The sequence below is a fragment of the Bombilactobacillus sp. ESL1092 genome (assembly GCF_058107465.1).
In genome coordinates, this window is record NZ_CM176594.1 from 1,816,850 (window position 1) to 1,838,005 (window position 21,156).

General features: G+C 34.5%; 32 protein-coding genes and 1 pseudogene. 27 read left to right on the plus strand and 6 right to left on the minus strand.

The features are described from left to right. Positions 1-121: 121 nt before the first annotated feature. From cas1 to csn2, 3 genes and pseudogenes are all read left to right on the plus strand, one after another. Positions 122-1,030, plus strand: a pseudogene (cas1, locus tag AC3B6Y_RS08645) (type II CRISPR-associated endonuclease Cas1). Then, complete coding sequence (gene cas2, locus AC3B6Y_RS08650) at positions 1,008-1,313, plus strand: CRISPR-associated endonuclease Cas2 (protein WP_489757658.1); 306 nt, start codon at positions 1,008-1,010, stop codon at positions 1,311-1,313. The pseudogene cas1 and the gene cas2 overlap by 23 nt, the downstream one beginning before the upstream one ends. Then, positions 1,310-1,978 carry a type II-A CRISPR-associated protein Csn2 gene (csn2, locus tag AC3B6Y_RS08655; protein WP_489775554.1) on the plus strand — a complete coding sequence of 223 codons (669 nt, stop codon included), beginning with the start codon at positions 1,310-1,312 and terminating at the stop codon, positions 1,976-1,978. Before cas2 ends, csn2 begins: the two co-directional genes overlap by 4 nt. Positions 1,979-2,186: 208 nt before the next feature. Here the strand turns inward: csn2 and AC3B6Y_RS08660 are convergent, their stop codons facing one another. From AC3B6Y_RS08660 to AC3B6Y_RS08680, 5 genes are all read right to left on the minus strand, one after another. Then, positions 2,187-3,314, minus strand: a complete 1,128-nt coding sequence (locus AC3B6Y_RS08660; protein ID WP_489791000.1) for a site-specific integrase — start codon at positions 3,312-3,314, stop codon at positions 2,187-2,189. Between the two features lie 181 nt (positions 3,315-3,495). Continuing rightward, on the minus strand, positions 3,496-4,035 hold the full coding sequence (locus tag AC3B6Y_RS08665; RefSeq protein ID WP_489791001.1) for a hypothetical protein: 540 nt from the start codon (positions 4,033-4,035) through the stop codon (positions 3,496-3,498). 63 nt (positions 4,036-4,098) lie between these two features. Next, positions 4,099-4,500, minus strand: coding sequence for a PH domain-containing protein (locus AC3B6Y_RS08670; protein ID WP_489791002.1), 402 nt, complete (start codon positions 4,498-4,500; stop codon positions 4,099-4,101). Positions 4,501-4,836: 336 nt separating this feature from the next. Continuing rightward, positions 4,837-5,193 (minus strand): ImmA/IrrE family metallo-endopeptidase, encoded by a 357-nt coding sequence (locus AC3B6Y_RS08675; RefSeq protein WP_489791003.1) that lies wholly within the window; start codon positions 5,191-5,193, stop codon positions 4,837-4,839. A 107-nt stretch (positions 5,194-5,300) separates the two neighbouring features. Further along, on the minus strand, positions 5,301-5,708 hold the full coding sequence (locus AC3B6Y_RS08680) for a helix-turn-helix domain-containing protein (protein WP_489791004.1): 408 nt from the start codon (positions 5,706-5,708) through the stop codon (positions 5,301-5,303). Positions 5,709-5,959: 251 nt separating this feature from the next. On the opposite strand from AC3B6Y_RS08680, the gene AC3B6Y_RS08685 reads away from it, so the two are divergent. Genes AC3B6Y_RS08685 through AC3B6Y_RS08695 form a run of 3 tightly spaced genes read left to right on the plus strand, consistent with a single transcriptional unit; the run spans position 5,960 to position 7,212 of the window. Continuing rightward, positions 5,960-6,163 carry a helix-turn-helix domain-containing protein gene (locus AC3B6Y_RS08685; RefSeq protein ID WP_489791005.1) on the plus strand — a complete coding sequence of 68 codons (204 nt, stop codon included), beginning with the start codon at positions 5,960-5,962 and terminating at the stop codon, positions 6,161-6,163. Then, positions 6,164-6,952, plus strand: a complete 789-nt coding sequence (locus tag AC3B6Y_RS08690; RefSeq protein WP_489791006.1) for a phage antirepressor — start codon at positions 6,164-6,166, stop codon at positions 6,950-6,952. Between the two features lie 41 nt (positions 6,953-6,993). Further along, positions 6,994-7,212 carry a hypothetical protein gene (locus AC3B6Y_RS08695; protein WP_489791007.1) on the plus strand — a complete coding sequence of 73 codons (219 nt, stop codon included), beginning with the start codon at positions 6,994-6,996 and terminating at the stop codon, positions 7,210-7,212. Here AC3B6Y_RS08695 and AC3B6Y_RS08700 read toward each other — a convergent pair. Beyond that, on the minus strand, positions 7,202-7,597 hold the full coding sequence (locus tag AC3B6Y_RS08700) for a hypothetical protein (RefSeq protein WP_489791008.1): 396 nt from the start codon (positions 7,595-7,597) through the stop codon (positions 7,202-7,204). The two genes, AC3B6Y_RS08695 and AC3B6Y_RS08700, sit on opposite strands and share 11 nt — an antisense overlap. A 50-nt stretch (positions 7,598-7,647) precedes the next feature. Here AC3B6Y_RS08700 and AC3B6Y_RS08705 point away from each other — a divergent pair, with 50 nt between their 5' ends. The 21 genes from AC3B6Y_RS08705 (at position 7,648) to AC3B6Y_RS08805 (ending at position 21,080) form a co-directional block, all read left to right on the plus strand. Next, entirely contained in the window at positions 7,648-7,833 is a 186-nt protein-coding gene (locus AC3B6Y_RS08705) for a hypothetical protein (protein WP_489791009.1), read from the plus strand. Between the two features lie 10 nt (positions 7,834-7,843). Continuing rightward, complete coding sequence (locus AC3B6Y_RS08710) at positions 7,844-8,053, plus strand: DNA-binding protein (protein ID WP_489791010.1); 210 nt, start codon at positions 7,844-7,846, stop codon at positions 8,051-8,053. Position 8,054: 1 nt separating this feature from the next. Beyond that, the gene (locus tag AC3B6Y_RS08715; RefSeq protein ID WP_489791011.1) at positions 8,055-8,261 is read left to right on the plus strand and encodes a hypothetical protein; all 207 of its coding nucleotides are present in this window, start codon (positions 8,055-8,057) and stop codon (positions 8,259-8,261) included. A gap of 13 nt (positions 8,262-8,274) precedes the next feature. After that, positions 8,275-8,634: a DUF771 domain-containing protein gene (locus AC3B6Y_RS08720; RefSeq protein WP_489791012.1), complete on the plus strand. Its 360-nt coding sequence runs from the start codon at positions 8,275-8,277 to the stop codon at positions 8,632-8,634. Continuing rightward, positions 8,625-9,959: a DEAD/DEAH box helicase gene (locus AC3B6Y_RS08725; RefSeq protein WP_489791013.1), complete on the plus strand. Its 1,335-nt coding sequence runs from the start codon at positions 8,625-8,627 to the stop codon at positions 9,957-9,959. Before AC3B6Y_RS08720 ends, AC3B6Y_RS08725 begins: the two co-directional genes overlap by 10 nt. Before the next feature lie 133 nt (positions 9,960-10,092). Further along, positions 10,093-12,741: an ERF family protein gene (locus AC3B6Y_RS08730; RefSeq protein WP_489791014.1), complete on the plus strand. Its 2,649-nt coding sequence runs from the start codon at positions 10,093-10,095 to the stop codon at positions 12,739-12,741. 2 nt (positions 12,742-12,743) lie between these two features. Beyond that, on the plus strand, positions 12,744-13,814 hold the full coding sequence (locus tag AC3B6Y_RS08735; RefSeq protein ID WP_489791015.1) for a YqaJ viral recombinase family protein: 1,071 nt from the start codon (positions 12,744-12,746) through the stop codon (positions 13,812-13,814). Between the two features lie 5 nt (positions 13,815-13,819). Then, positions 13,820-14,254, plus strand: coding sequence for a hypothetical protein (locus AC3B6Y_RS08740; protein ID WP_489791016.1), 435 nt, complete (start codon positions 13,820-13,822; stop codon positions 14,252-14,254). A 15-nt stretch (positions 14,255-14,269) separates the two neighbouring features. After that, positions 14,270-14,734: a hypothetical protein gene (locus AC3B6Y_RS08745; RefSeq protein ID WP_489791017.1), complete on the plus strand. Its 465-nt coding sequence runs from the start codon at positions 14,270-14,272 to the stop codon at positions 14,732-14,734. Between the two features lie 65 nt (positions 14,735-14,799). Next, positions 14,800-15,018, plus strand: coding sequence for a hypothetical protein (locus AC3B6Y_RS08750; protein ID WP_489791018.1), 219 nt, complete (start codon positions 14,800-14,802; stop codon positions 15,016-15,018). A 4-nt stretch (positions 15,019-15,022) separates the two neighbouring features. Continuing rightward, a complete protein-coding gene (locus AC3B6Y_RS08755) occupies positions 15,023-16,948 on the plus strand; it encodes a phage/plasmid primase, P4 family (RefSeq protein ID WP_489791019.1) in 1,926 nt (641 codons plus the stop codon). 11 nt (positions 16,949-16,959) lie between these two features. Next, positions 16,960-17,352, plus strand: coding sequence for a YopX family protein (locus tag AC3B6Y_RS08760; protein ID WP_489791020.1), 393 nt, complete (start codon positions 16,960-16,962; stop codon positions 17,350-17,352). After that, on the plus strand, positions 17,345-17,587 hold the full coding sequence (locus tag AC3B6Y_RS08765; RefSeq protein WP_489791021.1) for a hypothetical protein: 243 nt from the start codon (positions 17,345-17,347) through the stop codon (positions 17,585-17,587). The genes AC3B6Y_RS08760 and AC3B6Y_RS08765 overlap by 8 nt, the downstream gene beginning before the upstream one ends. Beyond that, a complete protein-coding gene (locus tag AC3B6Y_RS08770) occupies positions 17,584-18,219 on the plus strand; it encodes a DUF1642 domain-containing protein (protein WP_489791022.1) in 636 nt (211 codons plus the stop codon). Before AC3B6Y_RS08765 ends, AC3B6Y_RS08770 begins: the two co-directional genes overlap by 4 nt. 3 nt (positions 18,220-18,222) lie before the next feature. Then, the gene (locus tag AC3B6Y_RS08775; protein WP_489791023.1) at positions 18,223-18,531 is read left to right on the plus strand and encodes a hypothetical protein; all 309 of its coding nucleotides are present in this window, start codon (positions 18,223-18,225) and stop codon (positions 18,529-18,531) included. Next, the gene (locus AC3B6Y_RS08780) at positions 18,524-18,742 is read left to right on the plus strand and encodes a hypothetical protein (protein ID WP_489791024.1); all 219 of its coding nucleotides are present in this window, start codon (positions 18,524-18,526) and stop codon (positions 18,740-18,742) included. Before AC3B6Y_RS08775 ends, AC3B6Y_RS08780 begins: the two co-directional genes overlap by 8 nt. After that, entirely contained in the window at positions 18,723-19,010 is a 288-nt protein-coding gene (locus AC3B6Y_RS08785; protein ID WP_489791025.1) for a DUF3310 domain-containing protein, read from the plus strand. The genes AC3B6Y_RS08780 and AC3B6Y_RS08785 overlap by 20 nt, the downstream gene beginning before the upstream one ends. Then, positions 19,007-19,663: a deoxynucleoside kinase gene (locus tag AC3B6Y_RS08790; protein ID WP_489791026.1), complete on the plus strand. Its 657-nt coding sequence runs from the start codon at positions 19,007-19,009 to the stop codon at positions 19,661-19,663. Before AC3B6Y_RS08785 ends, AC3B6Y_RS08790 begins: the two co-directional genes overlap by 4 nt. Further along, positions 19,660-19,860, plus strand: a complete 201-nt coding sequence (locus AC3B6Y_RS08795) for a hypothetical protein (protein ID WP_489791027.1) — start codon at positions 19,660-19,662, stop codon at positions 19,858-19,860. Before AC3B6Y_RS08790 ends, AC3B6Y_RS08795 begins: the two co-directional genes overlap by 4 nt. A 444-nt stretch (positions 19,861-20,304) precedes the next feature. Continuing rightward, positions 20,305-20,724, plus strand: coding sequence for a DUF1492 domain-containing protein (locus AC3B6Y_RS08800; RefSeq protein WP_489791028.1), 420 nt, complete (start codon positions 20,305-20,307; stop codon positions 20,722-20,724). A 131-nt stretch (positions 20,725-20,855) separates the two neighbouring features. After that, positions 20,856-21,080 carry a hypothetical protein gene (locus AC3B6Y_RS08805; RefSeq protein ID WP_489791029.1) on the plus strand — a complete coding sequence of 75 codons (225 nt, stop codon included), beginning with the start codon at positions 20,856-20,858 and terminating at the stop codon, positions 21,078-21,080. The last annotated feature ends 76 nt before the right edge of the window (positions 21,081-21,156 follow it).

Consider the following 21,156-nt stretch of genomic DNA (forward strand, 5'->3'; position numbering starts at 1 on the left):
CGAAGAATGCATTGTTTGATTTTAAACTATAGTTGTTAGATCAATGAGATTTATTGTTGGGAGCTACCCAACAAGATAAATATAGCATTAATAAAATTAAAAGACAAGGAGAAATTGAAATATGGCGTGGCGTTCAGTAATTATTACTCAACATGCAAAATTGACGTACTCAATGAATATGATGATTGTCCAAACACGTGACGGAATTAATCAAATTCCCATTGCTGATATTCAGTTATTGTTAGTCTCCACTTCACAGGCGGTGATAACGAGTGCGTTAATTAGTAAGCTGGCCCAAAATCAAACAAAAGTTATTTTTGTTGATGATCATTATCAACCAGTAACGGAAACGATGGATTATTATCCTGGTAGTCGGAGTTTACAAAAATTACAACAGCAATTTACTTGGCCGGAGCAGCGACGGCAAATTTTGTGGACAAAAATTGTTAATTGGAAAATTAGAAATCAAATTGCAGTTTTAGATAATTATCAAATCGACTCGCATGAGTTACAGACCGAATTAGATGCTTTAGAACTGGACGATATAACTAATCGGGAAGCGGTAGTCGCTCGTAAATATTTTATGGCATTATTTGGTCAACATTTTGTGCGTCGGAGCTTCGACGCGATTAATGCTGCATTAAATTATGGCTACGGAATATTGTTGGCTAGTTTTGATCGGTAGATTGCAGTGAACGGTTATTTAACTTACTTTGGTATTCATCATCATTCGGATGAAAATGAATTTAATCTGGGTTCAGATTTGATGGAACCTTTTCGACCATTGGTGGACTATTGGATGAAAGCTCATGATCAGATCACTGAGTTTACACCAGATATTAAATACGGATTAGTAGAATTGTTGAGTCTGGAAGTAATTTACAACGGCAAAACAACGCTATTAAAGAATGCCATCACCATTTATACACGTGATTGTTTGAAGTATTTAAGTGGTGAGATTGATGAAATTAAGATGGAAATGAGTGTGACAGATGAGGTACCGAATAATGCGCTTAATGATAATGTTTGATTTACCCATGGAAACAGCAGCAGAAAAAAGAGAATATCGCCAATTTCGGAAAAAATTAATTAACGAAGGATTTTTAATGATTCAATATTCTGTTTATGAACGTGTTTGTGTAACACGCCAAACGGCCACTTTTTTGGAAAATCGGGTGCGAAACTTTCTACCGCAAGGCGGAGTTGTGCAGTCATTAATGGTGACAGAGAAGCAATATAATGATATGCATTTTCTGGTAGGGAAACCATTAACAGATGTTCGAAACACTTCGGATCGGACGGTGATTTTATGATTTTGTCTTATTTAACGCATAAGCAATGGCAGTGGCAGAATAATGGTTTAAAAATGATTGTCACTAATAGTCCCATTGCCTATCGTGATATAGTTCAAGGTTTTCAAAATCAAAATGAACTGCTGCTTTGTACTAATGATCAATATGATCAGTTAGAAATTCCTAAAACTTTTGATTTCATCGGGGATCCATTATTAAGTGGTGATGTTACTAAAAAATATCTAACGCAGATAGTTAAAAGCTACATGGATAATTTAGATGAAATTAATCGCAACAAAATATTAACCGCTTTTCATAATTTGGAAACAATTTTGCAAGATTCATTGTTACTAGAAGATTTGCCATTAGAAATTAATTTTGATGAAGATCTCAAAAAGTTATTAAAAATGGTGGAACTACATCTGGATCAAAAAATATTACTTGATCCGTGTGCTATAATAAAGACTGTTTTAAAAATTCATGAGATGTGTCATCTGAAAACAATTCCTGTAATCTGTAACCTCGCTAATTACTTAGAATTACAGGAGCTATCTGAAATAAATCAATTAATTAATGAGTTAAATTTAACTTTAATTGTCGTAGAGTTTGCGACTCCTGATTTATTGAAAATCCCGCAGGGAGTGCAATTATACTACATCGATGATGATCTCGTTGATTGGTATTAGTAGCTAAATTAAAATTAGATTATAAAAAATCGGTTTTAGATAGTTGTTATATTGATTTTATCGCAAATTTACTTACAGAATATAAACGATTAAGTATTAAATGTTATTAAATCAACATTTTTAGTTGAATATACATATGAAATAGAACGAAAAATTAGTGAACAAATCGGAGAACATTTGTTCTTAGAGAACAAAACGGTGAACTTTATTAAAGATTTTTAAGAATTTGTGTAACCTTGGTATCATCGGCTTTTCGACGTGAATCAAGCAGATGTGAGTAAACATTTAAAGTAGTTCGCGGTGTTGAATGACCTAAGCGCTCGGCAATATAATCAATACTTACGCCTTTGGCAATTAAAATTGAAGCATGCGTGTGGCGCAAGCCGTGAAAGCTAATTTGATTTTTAGCGTTAATTTCAATTAATAACTTATGAAGTAATTTATTAGCCGCCATTGGACTAGATATTTTAAATAACTTATTTCTAAAAACTAGATTTTCATGATCCCGATAACCTGTACTTAAAAAGTAGGTGGCTTGTTCGGCTTTTAATTGGGCCAACATTTTTAGTAATTCATCGTCAACAATAATCGTTCGCTTTGATGATTCAGTTTTGGTATCAGATACTTGATGCGTAAATTGATAATCAAATGAGTGTTTAATTTGAATAGTTTTGTTCTTAAAATCAATATTATCCCAACTTAATGCCAATAGTTCTCCAATTCTTGCACCAGTTAGTAGACCAGCGAGAATTAAATAGTAATTAACGCCGTTAAAATTGGCTTTTTCAATACATGATTTTTTCAATTTTTCAGCTTCATCAAGTTCTAAATATTTAAGTGAAGAGGACTTTGATTTTTTACCAGCTGGTATATTTACATCAAGCGTAAAATCCTTATAAATAATTCCATCATCAATAGCATATTGAACTGATTTACGGACAAAGCTATTTAACCTAACGGTAACCTCACGGACGTGGGTAGCAGCGTAATGATCAATAAATTTCTGATATTCGCTACGCGTAACATTTTTAAGAGGTGTATCACCAAACCAGTCTTCTAAATATTTGCCCGTACGAATATATGGTAATTCTGTACCATGCTTGATTCTCCCAAGTTTATAGGTTTCTATCCAATTTTGATAGTAATCGGTTAGGCTAATATTTTCTTGATTGGATAACCCGATGGTTACTTTCTTATTTTCAACCTTAGTGGCAGCAGCAGTTGCTTCTCGTTTCGTGTTAAATCCTGATTTACTAGACCAATGGCGCTTTTTTTCTTGGTCATACCAAGATACTTTAAACGCCCACTTATTATTGCGTTTATAAATTTGAGCCATGTTATTACCTCCATTTTTATGTTAAAATACACAAAGAGCGTGTCTACTAACCTTAGACGCTGCTTCATTTCCTTTTAAGTCATATCTTCGACCCGCCAAAGTTGAGAGATATGGCTTTTTTATTTTGTCTTATTTTGATTTTTGATAAATATATCTTTAATCATTTTTACTATTCTCTTACTTAAATATCACTAAAGTTATTAGGATTGCCGACAAACTTTTCTAAATGGTGATACTGATTCATAGTATTGAAGTTACATTGAAGATCAATTAATAATCCATTTTGAATATTTTGAAAAGTTAAAATAACAATAGGTGGTGTATGACTTGATATTGTTAATGCATCTTTATGTTTAACTTTTTGTTTTGACGTGGCTGCACCTACAATAGCTCCAGGCGCTCCCGCAATTACACCACCTACGATAGATCTACTCACACCATGCTTTGGCTTGATAATATCTTCAGCAGGGTGAACCTCCATAATGTTTTCACCACCGCCTTTTTCTTTGTAATTATATAAAATAAAATCAGAGGATAAAAATTTCGTTAAATTTTGACTATCTGATTTGACCCTAATTCTATAGAGAGTATTATCAGACTTTACATCAGGTTTAGTTAATATTATATTTTTGTAATTTTTGTCATTTAACTTACTATGGTAAAGAGTTACTGTACTTTTCGAGGAGAAGTCCCCAGACAAACCGCCCAAAATAACCGCCATTAGACTAAGGGTTATTACACCTATAATGAAATTCAATACGTATCACACTCCCTTCAAGTAATTTTATAGTATTCTAGCAATAATTTGTTGTGCCATATTACTTCCAGCAACCACATTAGTAGCTATAAATTGGCATCCAATTGAATTAATTACTATTTTGGAACCTGTACCATCTTTTGATTGAACACTTTGAATTCGATTTAATGGTAAAAACAATTCCTCTAAGTTTATTCCCTTGCCTTTTTTCATAGCTATAACTCGCATATTAGTTAATGCTAAAATACCTTTGCTTCTATCATCAAAATTTTGAATAGAACATCTAATAATGTTAATTACTTGTTCGTTATTAAATAATGTATTTTTGAGAAAACCAATTTCAGGAGTTGTTATATTACTCCAACTAGGACCTAATTCTTTGCTAAAGTCTTTTATTTCAGCTTGTTCTTTTTTCCAGCTTTCAAACATTTAAAATTATTCACCTCTCAAGATGCTTTAATTTTATCCCGAAATCTATCCCAAAATCATAACAAAAAGTCTAAATTTTTCGTTTTAGTTCGAAAGCTAACAAATAATTTCACTGAGTTATTTTGAAAATCAAATTAATTTCAAAAAGATTCTGGGATTCTGTTATGATTGTGGGATACATTCTGGGATAGCAAAAGCCTATTAGACCAACGATAACAGAATGTTGTACCACAATCTCTATATTTTCTTTTACTTTTAAGAATAATATATAGAGTAATATATAAAGATTATGTTAAAAGGTATTATATAGAAAATACAAAAGATTCTGGGATTTTGTTATTTTGTTGGGTCAAACAAAAAATCCATATAGTTAGCCATATGATATGGCAAGTGGAAAAAGTCTAAAATATTGTAAATGGTGGTGCATTCGTTTGGCTCATAATTGTACATTAACAATTGAAAAGCAAAGCGATTGGCATTAGCTTCATCGTCAGAAACACCAATGCCATACATATGCTCCCTTAAAAAGGGTACTGATTCACGGGTACCGCTTACAATATGTCCCAGCTCATGCGCTGCAACAAATGTTTGTTGAGACTCAGGAACAGCTGTGTTAATCAAGACTACTATCTTATTATTGTAGCCGTGAAAAGTTGTTCCGAGATTACAAGTATCATAATTCTGGAAATCCAATTTACCTCCTATACCTTTAATAATATCAAATGGATTATTAGTTTCGTAGTCATTAACTACTTTTCGAACTAATTTAGTAACTTTATTCACCCAAAACTCACATCCGTTTATAATTTATGATCTTGCAAATCGTCCTTTTTAGATTCAATCTTAGCTATCTCAACAGCAGTTTTTAAAGCTGCACGCATGGATAACTTTTGTTCTTTAGTCATTGGTTCGCCATAGAAATTAACCGACGCATCAGTAGCTACACCATTTAACAGGTCATCTACTAATTGACCAACATCTTTTTCTTCATCGTCGCTCAATGAGAATCTATTCTTGGTCAATCCTAATAGATAATCAGTTGATGTATGAAAGTAATTAGCTAACTTCACCACCTTGTCTGAACTGGCTTTTTTGGTTTTCCAATTAGAAATAGTACCATTACCTAAATTTAAATCTCTTTCTATTTGGGCTAGTGATACTTTTTTTTCTAAAGCAAGTTCTTTAATTCGCAGATATAAAGTATTCATCAATAATTCACCGCACATTTTCTAATATTTTAATTGACACGGCATATAATCGATGATATTATTCAAGTGTACTCAAATAAAAGGGTACAAAAAATATCAAAGAAATACCAATGTACTATTATTAGTAGTAACAAATAAGGAAGTTGCCCGCTTCTGTTTATTTATTATGCTTCTAATTTAGATTATATTCAGTGAAAAGTCAATAGCTCATTCTTATTTCTAAGTAAAAAATCTAAGAAAGGAGTAAAGAAATGAAGCTTTATAGCGTTATTAGAACACTGGCAGATCAGCAGAATGTTTCAATTTCGCGAATTGAACGTAATGTAGATATTTCTAATGGCTCAATTTGTAAATGGAATAATCAAATGCCTGGAGCGGATAAATTGCAATTGGTAGCAGATTATCTAGGTGTTACAAGTCAATTTATTTTGAACAAAGCTAAGGAGGTTGGCTAAATGAATGGTGATATCGAATTATTTGTTTTTGATAGTCATGAAGTTAGAACAATGGTAATCAATGATGAACCATATTTTGTTGGCAAAGATGTTGCTTCTATATTAGGTTATGCACGTCCGCAAAAAGCAATTAAAGATTTAGTAGATTTAGAAGACCAAGAAACGTTGTTCTATAAGGCTTGTCCTAATTTGGGACTTTGGTCAAACAATGATTTTTCGGATAAAACAGTAATAAATGAAAGTGGTTTGTATTCACTTATTATGTCTAGTCAATTGCCAACCGCTAAAAGATTTAAACACTGGGTAACCTCAGAAGTTTTACCATCTATTAGGCAACATGGTTCTTATTTAACGGATGAAACAGCTTTTAACATCACGCATAATCGTGAGGCATTAGCTAATTTGTTACAAGAAGCAGCTGATCAGTTAAATGAAAAAGATGCGATTATTCATAAACAGAAACCTAAGGTTGAGTATTACGATTCACAAATGCGTAATCCGGGGCTGATGACTACTACCGAAATTGCTAAGGATTACGGGTGGTCGGCACGGCGATTGAATAAAGAGTTACACGAGCGTGGTGTGATTTTTAAACAAGGTAAGCATTGGGTGCCGTATCAGAAATATTGCAGTCAAGGTTACACGCAGTATGAACCGTTTGCTTTTGAAAAAGATAGCGGACAGCAAGGAATGCACAACAATCTTAAATGGACGCAAAAAGGTCGTAAGTTCATTTATGACTTGCTCAAGGCAGACAACATTTATCCAACAATTGAAGAATTAGTTTAAAGATTTTTCGTTCTTTGAAAACTGAATAAGGAGAGTTAAGTATGAACTTTAAAGGATATTCCTTTGATCCAAAAGATAAGGTTAATCTTCCTGAGTTTCAAGAAGTAATTGAAACACCAGATGATTTTTATGTAGATGGCAAAAAACCGTTGAATTTTGTTTTACAGGATTCAGTTAAAACAGAAAAACTTAGCAATAATCAAACAGTAGTAACTGTTAGTTTTATGGCTAAGTCTTATAAAAAGGTTACTAAAGAATAAGCTTGAAGAAAGCTTTAGACAAACTAGAAGCAGTTAGTGGTAATCCATCATTTTTTAAAATGTTAAATAGTTTGTCTTTAAATTTTGATTTTTTGGATTGTTCTAAAAATGTATATCCGTTAGTTGTTAACCCTTGGATTAAATAAAGAGTACCATCTTTTGTCATTGTGTAATTACCTTTAATCAATTCATCATCTATTAGGTTTTGAAGAATTTGTATTACTTCTTTACCAAGATTAGTACCAGATATACCACTTTTTAAAATTGAAGTTATTAAATCTTCAGTTTGCATGTATTGAATTAATTCATTGGCATTTGATGGATTTTTATCAGATACAATTTTTAGAACTAATTTATAAAGTTGAAAATATCTATCGCGTAACATTTAAATCACCACCTTTCTATTGGTGATTATAGCAAAAGAGATGAGACTAATTGAAATTACCTCAAGGTGATATTACTAAGTTTTTAGATCATATCGAATGGTTAATTTACGAACTTGAAAATAGACCATATGGTACTTGTTATTTGGAATTAGATTGGTTTAGAGAACCTACTGAACTAACTTTGCAGGATGCATTGAATTACAAACAGTGGGGGATGAATTTAAAGAATGATTGAATCTAACTATATGAATTATAAACAGGCTATGAAATATTTAGGAATTGGCAGTTATCAAACGCTTTACTATTTCATGGCTCATGGATTAAAGGTCATTACTATTGGCGGTATTCGAAAGATTAGTAAGCGTGAATGTGATGAGTTTATGGAAGCTAATTTACGCGAAGTTAAAAGCTATGAGCGTGGTAGTTATTACGGGGAATATTCGAAAGGGGATTAAAGTGAATTTTTTAGATTGGTTAGGAATGGATTTATTGCTGTTTTCAATTGCCTTGAGCTTGATTGGTTTATTGATTAATAATCACTTGATGATACACATTTCAGGGATTTTATTAATTTTGTTCTTTATTCTCTGGGTGTTATCAGCTGCTATCAATCAAATTCTAGATTTAAAAAGTTGGTTGAGAAGTCGTAAATATAAAAAGTAAGTTGGTGATTTAAATGGTCGAAATTGATGAAATTGACCGAACAGTGCAACAAATTAATTTAAGTGATGTGCAAATTACTATCCCAGCAGACAAGGTCATTATTTCTAAACGTGAATATAAAGAATTGCGAGAAGCGGTTGATAATCAGCCAGTTCTGTGGTCATTGAAACAAGCCCGAGATTATATGGGACTTTCACGAGACAATTTTTTAAAAATAATTTACGATCCTGATATTAAAAAGGAACTAGACGTTGATCATGGCGGTTGCGTGATGTATTGGTCGCAGGGCAGTCAATATTACTTTTTGAGAGATGAGTTTAAAAAGTATGTTGATGCTCACGGTGAAAAGATGTTAAGAGTGCTATGTCACTGAAATTATATCAGCATCAAAAGTTAGCGTTAACTTACTTGCGGTTAAATGATCAGTTTGCATTATTTATGGAACAAGGCACTGGGAAGACAGTTCCCACTTTGGTTAGAGTCTTAGAACTATTGAAAAATGGACGAGCTAAGAACTGTTTGATTGTTGCACCCAAGTCGGCGTTAGGTGCGTGGGAGAGAGATATTGAACTATTTACACGAGATGAACAGTTAATTCTCAATAAACATGTAACATTAATCAATTACGATCGGGTGTGGCGCAAGTCGCAGAAATCAAAGATGGACCGCTATTGGGACGTAATAGTTTTGGATGAGTCGCATTTCATCAAAAATCGAACTTCTCAACGTGCTAAGTTCTTACTGCATTTAGCTACGCAAAGCACTTACCGGTATATCTTGACTGGTACTCCTATCAGTAATGGTCAATTAGAAAATATTTGGTCCCAGTTTACTTTTTTAAAACCGAAAGTGGTTAAGGGGCGGATTCATTCAGAAATATTTGGTAGTTATTACGACTGGTTGGACAAGTACGCATTACTAAATCAATATTGGCAGCCTTTCAAATATCATAATGTTAGCGATTTGCAAGAGGTAATTGATGAATATTCTTATCGGATTACTAAAGCCGAGTGTTTAGACCTTCCTGAAAAATTACCAGATGAGATTTTACCGATTGAGTTGGCTGAGAAGACTAATTACAAGCAAATGGCCAAAGATTCGGTAATCAGTAAGCTAGAGATTATTGCTGATAACCCGTTGAGTCGAATGCTGAAATTGCGGCAAATATGTTCTGGGTTTATTACCGACAATGAATTTGAACTTCATAAATTGAAGTCAAACAAACTGCAAGCTTTGGATGACTTTCTTGAGGGATTTGGCAAGAAGTTAGTAATATTTGCTGAATTTAGTTATTCGATAGAAGCAATTTGTAAGCTGTTGACTAAACGAAAAATCAAATATGTACGGCTTGATGGTGAGCAAAAAGATAAATTAATTTGGCGCAAATTTCAGAGTGATCAATCTATTCAAGTAATAGTAGTTCAATATCAAAGCGGTTCGGCAGGAATTGACCTTTACGCCGCAGATACAACAATTTACTTTGAGCCAACATTGAGAAGCACCACGTTAGAACAGAGTCGGGATCGAACGCATCGCAGTGGTCAAAAAAACAAGTGTTCTTATATACATTTCATCACTAAGGGCACTGTTGAACAGCAGATTTACAAGGCACTTTCTAATTTTGAGGACTTTAGTGAAAAATTGTTTGTAGAAACGATTGACCATTATCAAAAAGGATTCTACAAACGGAAAGGATAGCCATAATGGAAGAGATTTACGAACATGTTTGTTACTTTTTCGGCGTTAAACCGCACTCAAAACTTGCCACGTTCTTTACTTGGTATTTTGGAATAATCGTGGTGTGTGTTTTATGGGCTAGCGGACTGATTCAATGAGTGAAATTAAGTATTTAATCTACGATATTGAAGTTTTTAAAGCCGATTGGCTAGTAGTAATTCACGATTTATCATCCGAGCAAACTCAAGTAATCCACAATGATTTGAAAGCTATTAAACAACTATTTACTAAGAAAGATAATCGTATTTTCGTGGGTTTTAATAATAAGCACTACGATGACTACATTATTCTTTCAATGTTAAACGGGGCTTCAAATAAAGTCATTAAAGAACACAATGACTGGATTATCGGTGGCAAAAACCCGTGGGAGTTTCCATTTATTCAATATCAATCTAAACCATTCTTTAGCAGTGATTTAAGAGATGATTTGCCAATTAATTTATCTTTGAAAGCTATTGAAGCTAATTTAAATCAGTCAATTGTTGAAACTGGTGTCGCATTTGATATCGAGCGTAAGTTAACTGATCAAGAGTTAAAGCTAGAAATTAAGTATTGCAAGAGTGATGTTCTAAACACGGTTCGACTGTTTAACGAACGCAAAAAGTATTTAGAAGCTAAATTGACTTTAGCTAAGTTAAAAGGCATAGAACCACGATTAGCGTTGAGTTTAACCAATGCGAAGCTAACGGCTTTGTATTTAGATGCCGAACCGCAAAATCACACAGATGAGTTTGATTATCCGATTAACGAGAACTTGCAAATTGGGCGTTATAAGGACGTTCTAGAGTTTTTTAAACAGCCCGTTGAATTTACCAAGCAACGTTTAAAAGCTAAGTTAACGGCTACTAAATCAAAGCGTAGTAAGCGGTCAATTGAACGGCAGTTAAAAGAATTAACTAATATTTATCAAACCAGTTTAGATTTGAAAGTCGCTGGTGTGTCACACACTTACGCTTGGGGCGGATTGCATGGTGCGGTTAAGAATTATTTTGTGCAAGCCGATGATGAACACAAAATTCTAACGTGCGACGTATCGAGCTATTACCCCAGTCTAATGATTAAGTATCAGTATCTTTCACGCAATGTTCCTAATCCTGAGTTGTTCAAAGAAGTTTACGACCAAAGGATAGCTGCTAAAAATAGTGGTGACAGTTCTACGGCTAAGGCATTGAAGTTAGTTTTAAATACCACGTACGGCGCTTCGAAAAATCACTATAACCCGTTGTTTGATCCACGACAGGCGAACGCCATATGTGTTAATGGTCAACTACTGTTAACTGATTTGATTGATAAGCTGCAAGATATTGAGAGTTTTGAGTTAATTCAAACTAACACTGATGGCATTATTATTCGTTTTAAAAATGGTGTTGAACCTGAGATTGAAGCCGCGTTGCATGAGTGGGAAGCCCGTACGGGCATGAACATGGAACGCACAGTAATGAAAGTGATAGCTCAAAAAGATGTCAACAATTATGTGATGACTAAAGGTGAGTCCTACATTTACGAGAACGGTAAAAAAGTAGTAATTGATGAGGACCATAACGTAGTAAAAACCAAGGGCGGTTATGTCTCACTTTTCAAGGGTGGAAGCTTTGAAAATAAGTCATTGGTGGTTTTGAACAAGGCACTGGTTAATTACTTCATTAAAGGTGATGATCCGAAGCAGACTATTTTGGATGACAATAATCCGAATGACTTTCAAATGATTGCAAAGACGGGTTCAACATATTTAAAAACGGTCCAAGTGGTTGATGGTTATGATGTTGAAGTTCAGAAAGTTAACAGAGTTTACGCCTCAAATGATGAGTCTAAGGGTTCACTATTCAAGATTAAACAAGATGGTCGGCGCGATAAACTGGCTAATCTACCGGAGCACTGTGAAATTGATAACACTAATTCAATTGATATTAATCAGATTGATAAAGGGTTCTATATTGAATTGGCTAATAAACGGATTCAAGACTATTTAGGTAAGAAAGGAATTAATAAGATGGTAGCAACTAAAACAACGCCAGTTAAAAAGGCGAGTAAAAAAGTAGATGAGATTTCTAAATTAAACATCTATCAAAAATTGACTCAAGCACGGTTAGAGTTTTTGCAAAGTGAGATTAAAAAATCAGGGAAAAATAACTATGCCGAATATGAGTATTTTGAACTTGAAGATTTAGTACCATTATGCAATCAAATTTTAGCTAAGTATCATTTGACCGCTAATATTACATTTACCAGTGAACAAGCTAAGTTACGGTTGATTGATCAAGATAGCATTGTACGTGATGAGAATGGCGTGATTAAGAGCGTTGACTTTGAAGATTTTACGTCACCAATGGTTGAACTCACTGTAAAAGGTATGAACGCTATTCAAGCCATGGGAGCAGTTGAGACTTACCAACGACGGTACTTGTATTTCTTATTATTTGATGTCGTTGAGCACGATTCAATCGACGCTGATAAACCAGCTGATGATGTTAAGAAATCAACTAAGGTTGAAACTAAGCCAGTTGCTAAAAAACCGGCAACTTCAACCGAACGGAAATCAGACAAAGAGAAGATTACTAACGCTGATGGTCCAATGGATGACTCTATTAAGAAAGCCGCAATTAAGGGACTTAAAAAGTTACGAGCCAAAGACGGCAACTATGAAGTGTTCATTGGAAAGGCAAAAGAAAAAATTAAAGGCGGCTTAACACAGAGCCAAGGCGAGCACTTGCTAGAAAAGATTGGTGCAAAGGTGGCTGAGTAAAAATGAGTACAAAAAATAAGTATCATTTTGATACAAACAGGATTGTTTTAGATACAATTCCAAAAAGGTTTAAAAAGATTACGGCGACGAGATTTGCTGGTGTTCTGGGACTCAATAGCTGGACAACACCATTTCAAATTTGGTGCGCGTTAACTAGAACATGGGAAGAACCATTTACTGAGAATCAATACACCCGCGCAGGCAAGGTGATTGAACCCAAAATCCGAGAAGATTATTTAAGGAACAAACTGTTTTGGGATGTTGATAATCCGGATGATGTGTTTGGCGATGGCACAGCGGGTTCAGCTTTTCGTAAAACGTATGGTGATTTCTTCAAAGAGAAAAAGATTTTAGGTGGCATGTGGGATGGCTTAGGACACGATGACGAAACCGGCGAAGATTACATTCTTGAAATTAAGACGACTAAACGGGCTGAAGATTGGATAGATGGTGTTCCAGAATATTACAAATTGCAAGCTGCGCTGTACACCTATTTAAGTGGATTAGATCAGTTTTATGTAACGGGAACATTTTTGGAACCAAAGGATTACGACCACCCAGAAAAATTTGTAGCTAATGCACAAAATACAAAGATTTATCCGTTCAGTTTAGCAAGAGAATACCCACACTTTAAGCGTGATTATGTCGACAAAGTCATTCAATTTTGGAAAAAATATGTCGTTACTGGAATTAGTCCTAATTTTGATGAGAATCACGATGCTGAACCGTTAAAAGCACTAAGGACGGTTGATGTTCAGACTGATGGCGAATTAGATGAGCTGCTAGATGAATATGACACTAACCAGTTGAAAATAGATTCTGCGATGGAAAATGTTCAACCGTTAATAGATCGGCAAAAAGCGTTAAAAGATGCTATTAAGACTAAAACGATAGCTCAATTCAAGGGCGACTCAAAGTACAGCCATTTTGAGAGTGAACATTTTAATTTCGATGTAACCAAGTCGGTTCGGCATACAGTAGATACCAAGAAGTTAAAAGCTGATGGTCTGTTTGATGATTACAGCAAGACCAGTGAGAGTTACACGTTACGTGAAAAGGTTAAGGAGGATTAGTTGTTATGGGTAAATTATCAATTTTAGGTGCTAAACGAGTCGAAGCATTGCAAGTCATTTTGGATAAACAATGTCAAGAAGAGATTAATTCTTTGCATGATCCATATCCAAATTCAGATGAAGAAAAATATAAGTTCATTACACACTGGTATTTAGACTTAGGTATTGATATTCAAAAGATTGTAATTAAACACAATGATTTGAGTAATAAGTTAAATAAATTAGTTATTGGACGAAATGTTTTATTGCCGCGTTTTTACCGCAATTCAATATCAGTTTATGATTTTTGGGATAATGATATGTTTGATTTTGAAAGTTCTGAATATAAAAAATATGAGTCGGATAAGGCTGCTATTGAACATAAATATAACGAAAAGAAAAATCAGTTGTGGCTTTGTGAGTCGTTAGAAGAAGCTAAAGAAATTGTAGGTATTAACTAAAGGAGAGTATTTAAAATGGTAAAAATTGACACAGTAGCAGTTGGACACGGATTAATTCCAGAAGGTCATTATATTTTTCAAGTTGAATCAGTCGATGACTCAAAATATGAAGAGTTTGGTAAGTTAGCAATTAATCTTGTAACCCAAGATGGTCACAAGCATATTGAACGGTTCAGTTTAACGACTAATAATGGCAAATTAAACGAAGGTGCCCAAAAGGCTTGGAGTTTCTGGGTTGGCACATTGCTGAACAAGTGGGGCGCAGGTGAAGCTGATACTGAAGATTTGGTTGGCAAATATTTAGAAGCAGATGTAAAACATGTAGAGTCTGATCAAATTAATGAAAAAACTGGTAAACCGTATGTAAATATCCAGCTTGAAAGTATGAAAAGTGCTACCGGATTTGGTAGTGAATCGGCAACACCAACTACTGAAGAGCCTGATGACGATGATGATTTAGATGATTTGGACGATCTGTAATGGGTCGTGAAGCAGCGCTTCAAACCAAGTGCTTGAAGTATCTAAAGTCAAAGCATATCTACTGCGTGAATGTTTACGGATCGGGACGAACGGGAAAAGGTACGCCTGATATTCTAGCTTGTATCAATGGTCAATTCGTGGCATTTGAGTTAAAAGTGGGAACTAACCAGATGCAACCCGATCAAGTGATTCACAGAAAACGAATTTTAGCTAGTGGTGGTAAGCATTATACGCCACGTTCAATTGAAGAATTTAAATCAATCATTCAAAGGTTAGGGGGCTGATGCGTTGGAGTTTATTATTCTCAACGATAAAAAAAGACCAGCTCACAAATGGAAACAAAAGACAGAAACTAAAACGGCTGCTGAAGTTAAAGATTACGATAATTATGCCGTGGTAGTACCGAAAGGCTTTATAGTTTTAGATTTTGATACCACCGATGATGCTGAACTAATGCTTCAAATAGTAGTTGGGCTAGGACTAAAAACCCGAGTTTACAAAACTAAGCGAGGCTATCATTTCTGGTTCAAAGCTAATGAGCCATTTAAGAATTTTGTTAAAGCACGATTGGCTTGCGGTTTAGTTTCAGATTGCCGAAGTGGAACTAATAAGGATCGACGAGCGTATGTAGTTCTCAAAAAAGATGGCGTTAAACGCAAAGTCGTTAAAAATGTACCACTCAAAGATTTAGATGAAGTGCCAGCCTTTTTAAAACCAGTATCCGCGCCGAACGATAAGTTTAATTTTAAAGGCATGGTTGATGGCGATGGCAGAAATCAACAACTTTATAGCTACATTGTATTTTTGCAAGGACAGAGCTTCAAAAAAGATGAGATTAAACCAACTATTGAAGTGATTAACGACTACGTGTTTAATGATCCATTACCAGATTCAGAGTTAAGAATGATTCTTCGTGACGAAGCTTTTAAGCCCGATGATGAAGTTGAAAGGCAGCCAAAAAAGATTAGTGGCGGTTTCAAACACAATGACTTTGGTAATGAGCTAATCAAGCAATATCATATCGTCACTACCAATAATCAACTGTATGTTTACGACGAGGGCTACTATCAGCAAGATGACAAAATTGTCGAACGCAAAATGATTGATATGTTCCCGTCGATTAAGCAGAACCAACGGGCCGAAGTCCTAGCCTATATCCGAATTGAAACACACAAAAATCAAGCCGATATTAAAGTGAACCCGTATATTATCAATTTAAATAACACACGGCTAGATGTTCGAACTGGTGAACTATTGGACTTTACGCCTAATGCAATTGAGTTTGACCGAATTCCCGTAACGTACAACCGAGACGCCTATGACCAGTCGGTCGATCAGATGTTAAAAAATGTCTTTGAAAATGATGATGAGATACGAGCTTTATTTGAAGAAATCCTTGGCTATTGCTTAATCAAAAATAACCGCTATCGTGCCGGTTTCATGTTCGTTGGTAACGGACGCAATGGTAAATCTACCGTTCTTGATATGATTAAAAACTTTCTGGGCAGAAGAAATTACTCGACCATTGGTTTAGATAAGTTAACTGATCGGTTTGCCACTGCTGAATTGGAACATAAGTTGGCGAACATTGGTGATGATATTAACAACATACCCATGAAAGAAACTGGCACAATCAAGAAAATATTCACTGGTGATTCAATCATGGTTGAGCGAAAAGGTGAGCGACCATTTGAGCTTGAACCTTATGCAAAAATGATATTTTCAGCTAATCAGATACCGCGTAGTTATGACAAAACAGACGGGTTTTACAGTCGGTTAATGTTCATACCTTTTAACGCTAAGTTTAGTGCTGATGATCCTGGTTTTGACCCGAACATCGAAGATAAACTAACGACCGATAACGCTATGAGTTATCTTTTGAATATCGCATTAGCTGGTGCGCAACGGTTGATGGCTAACGGTGAATTTACACGACCGACTAAAGTTCAAGAGATGATGAACGAGTATAAGACCGATAATTCAACAGTTCTAAGTTGGGTAGACGATCAAGATATTAGCGCTGAGTATTTATTGAGTAAAGCCAGCAGTGACTTATATTCTGAATTTGTTAGCTGGTGTAAAGAGAGCGGAATTAAAGCCAGTAACGTCACCGGCAAGAAAATCTTCAATAAAGAGTTAATTGAAAAGTTTGATTTTGATAGCAAGCAGAAGCAACGCAGTGATCACAAACGATATTTCATAGTTGGATTGTAGGAGATGTAGAAATGGAAAAGCAATTTGATGTTTTAAACCTAAACTTTCGGGTTTGGGACAAAGATAAACAACAGATGGGACAAGTTCACAATATTGATTGGGATGGATTTGATCCTACTGTGGTTGGTTATTATTTTAATGGTCAATCAATGACTACAACTAATTTTGAATTACTGCAATATACCGGTTGCAAGGATTGCAAAGAACAGGATATTTATGTTGGAGATATTATTAACTATCACGCCCCTATTTATGGCGAAAGGTATCTTTTGCAAGTGGTTCATTATGACGTTAAATATGGTGATATTGATACCGGTATTCGCTGGGATTTGTTAACTCAGTATGGTGAGGTTATTGGCAATATTTTTGAAAACCCTGAATTGTTGGAGGGTAAAAATGATTAAAACCTACCGAAAGATTGCAACTATTCAAGCCGAGCAATTTAATGGATCAAAAGAAATGCGAGAAAAATACCATATCCAATGTGACAATCCTGTATTCACTCCAAGCTATTTAGCAACGCCAGAGGGCAATATGAAGGTTTACGAGGGAAATTGGATTGCCACAGGCGTAGAAGGTGAACACTGGATAATTCAGAATCAGATTTTTAAAAAAACCTATGAGGAGGTACAGAAATGAAAGTAAAAATTGATTTTAACGAATTAGCTTCTAAGATGGAGCTTAAATTTAATGACTTAGACCATAAGTTTGCACTATCTAATGAAGATACGTTTGAAGCCTATCGCGAAACTAGAGGGTGGGCTGAAGAATTAGCCAAACATTTAGCTGATACAGATAAAAAGACACAATCAGAATTTGAAGTGACGATTGATGCAAAACCAGAGCCAATCGAGGTGCCAGATTATATTGCTAAATTTTTAAGTTTTTTACTCGATCCTATGAGGGAATTAAATTCAAATTGCTCAGAAGCTGAACGAATGGTTCACTGGTTAGGTGCACCACCTACTCAATGTGTAAAGGCTGTTCAATGGATTAACCATTCTTACTATAATTTTATGGATTTTCTTGCTGCCTATCAATTTGGCTGGAAAGTTAATAAAGAGAAAAAATATTATATTCACTTTCTCAAAGATGATAGTGACAGCTATTTGAATGTTTCTCATGAGAATCCGTGGGATTCTTTGAATTGGTCAATTGATGATGAGACGCATTGGGGCGATGACAGGACTCAATTTACCATGGACGAGATTGAAGAACATTTCCCGCAATTCAAGCCATTCGCTGAGTTGGTAGAAAAGGAAGGAGAGTGAATTATGTACGATGGAAAGGAATATTATGTTCCCAAACCTATCGTAGCTGAGCGATTTGACGATAGTGAAGTAGTACGAAAGTTCTATCATATACAAAAAAATCATTATGATCCTTTAGAAATGCTACTACCAACTAGGGATGATAATAGAAGAATGGTGAAGGTTAACGAGGGAGATTGGATTATTACCGACCCTGAATCTTGTGAGCGTTGGGTTATTCCAGATGAAATTTTCAGGAAAATGTATATGCAAGATCCAGAAAGAGATTATCGAAGCGATTACGGTGATGAAGGAAGAACATTCAATGAGTAAAAACTATATGGTTTGGCTAACTGATTCAAGATTTCACTATAACGATGATGACGATGTAGTTGGAATTCTTGAATTGCCAGATAATTTAACTAAAAAACAAGTTGAGACTGAGTGCGAAAACTACGCATTCGATGAAGCTTTGGAGTGGGGTTATTACGAGATTACAGATACAGAATCAAAGGAGTATGAAGATGAGCACAGAATGGAATAAGTCTAATCTAAAACCTAACTATTACAAGTTAGATGACGGTCGAGATTTAATTGATCATTTGCATTTAATGTTTAACGATGAACAATATGTTGGTTTTCTAAGAGGAAACATTTTTAAGTATTTGACGCGCTATCATTCTAAAAATGGTGTTGAAGACTTAAAAAAGGCACGTGTCTATTTAGATAGATTAATCGATTTTGAAAACTTTGGTTCAACGACTTTAGAAGCTGCTAAACAAATGAATAAATTAAACGAGGGGGCAAAATGACAGTGATAGTGATGGCAGGAACTATTGGTGCTGGCAAGTCCAGCTTGGCCAAATATTTAAGTGAAGATTTAGGCACTAAAGCATTTTATGAACCAGTGGATAACAACCCAGTTTTACCGTTGTTTTATAAGGAACCAAAGCGCTATGCGTTCTTACTTCAAATATACTTTTTAAATCAACGTTTCGATTTAATCAAGCAAGCATTTAGTGACGATAATAATGTTTTAGATCGTTCAATCTATGAAGACAGTTTATTATTTCATCTTAATGCTGATTTAGGTAGATGTACGTTTCAAGAAGTAGAAGTCTATGATTCTTTATTGAAAAATATGATGCAAGAACTGCCTTACGCAGCTCATAAAAAAGCACCAGATCTACTAGTTTGGATTCATGTGAGTTTCGACAAGATGCTTGAACGCATTGAAAAACGTGGTCGCGACTATGAGCAAATCGAATACGATGAGACTTTATATGAGTATTATAAAGAATTAAATCAACGCTATAACCAGTGGTTTGCTGATTACGATGCAAGCCCACGAATTGAGATTGATGGAAACAAGTATGATTTTGTTGAAAATGTTCAAGACCGAAAAATCGTTTTGAACAAAATTAAACGAGCAATTAATAATTTGAGAGAGGAGCCTTTTAAATGAACTGGTCATTGTTTCTAGGAATTTTATTATCGGTGGTGGCGGTGATATTTGTCATTATTCTAATTGTAATTGCTGCTGTATTTATTTGGATGTTTATCGTGTTTGCTAAACATTGGGTAGAAAATGATAACTCAATTCGTAAATCAATAGATGAGGATTCGACTTCAGTAAAAAAGTATAAAAAATGGACCTATTAAAATGGACCTATTAAATAGGAAGAGATTTATCCCAGAATGTATAACAAAAAGATAACAGAATGCGCTTTCATAAAAAGATTTTGTTAATTGACTAAAAATTTAAAGTACAACAGTTTGTCGGATTTAAGCTAAAAATAACAAAAAGTCCGACCGCTAAAAAAGATTTTGTTATCTTTTTGTTGTGGGGTAAATCCCTTGGGGGCGTAAGACTCAGATGTAATCTTATGATATTATAAAAAAGATTGTGGGATGATTTTGTTGTAGACCTAACCCCCTGAGCCCCAACGGTTAACATAATCTTTTTAACACTATCTCTATATTTTTTTTACTTTTTAAGAATATATATAGAGTATATATAGTAATAACGGGATTATGTATGTAGTTATATAGAAGTTGGAAAAGATTTTGGGATTTTGTTATTTTCGACAAATTAGAGGTGATTTAGTGAATGATCCAATTTTTAAACGTAAGAAGAAATTTTTACTCCAGTATCAAATAACAATGGATAAGGTAGATCGACTTGAAGAAAAATTAGCACGGATTGATGACCGTAAGATTTCAATCAGTGCGGGTCAAATTTCTGGAATGCCCAAAGGGGGACAAGCAATTACTTTACAAGATTTAATGATTCAAAGTGAATCAACTAATAAACGCATCAATAACCATTTAAAATATGCAGTTGAACTAAGAAATCAGATTGAAGATATTTTTGATGAGTTGAAAAATCCCAAGCAAGCTACTGTACTTGATATGTATTTTTTAGAACGATTAACCTTGTACGAAATATCTACTGAACTTAACTACAGTTATCGTTATGTTACTCAACTTTATATTGACGGCGTTAAAGCTTGTAAGATTAATTAGTTCACTATTTGTTCACTATCACATCACTATTTGATCACTACCATATCTAGTTATTAGGCGTATATTAGTAGTATCGAAAGATTTAAGAGCTGGTCAATTTAATTGACTGGCTTTTTTGTTAGGTAAATAAAATGATTAAGATTACAACATATGATGTTTTTGATGATGGTGATGACGTCGTTGATGCTTCTACTGCAGTGGAAGCAATGGTTGAACCTAGTCAAGTAGCAGTAATTGAAGTTTTGAATGGTGAGAATAATGGCTATTTTAGTATGGTGCTAAATGGTGGTCGATTAGCGTATTACATTGACCAAGTTAGTGCCGATAAAATATTAAATGCCATAGGAGAAATATAATTGAAATACTTTAATTGTATATTATTAGTTTTAAGCTTTATATTTTTAATTTTATCTATTATATTTGGAAAAGTAA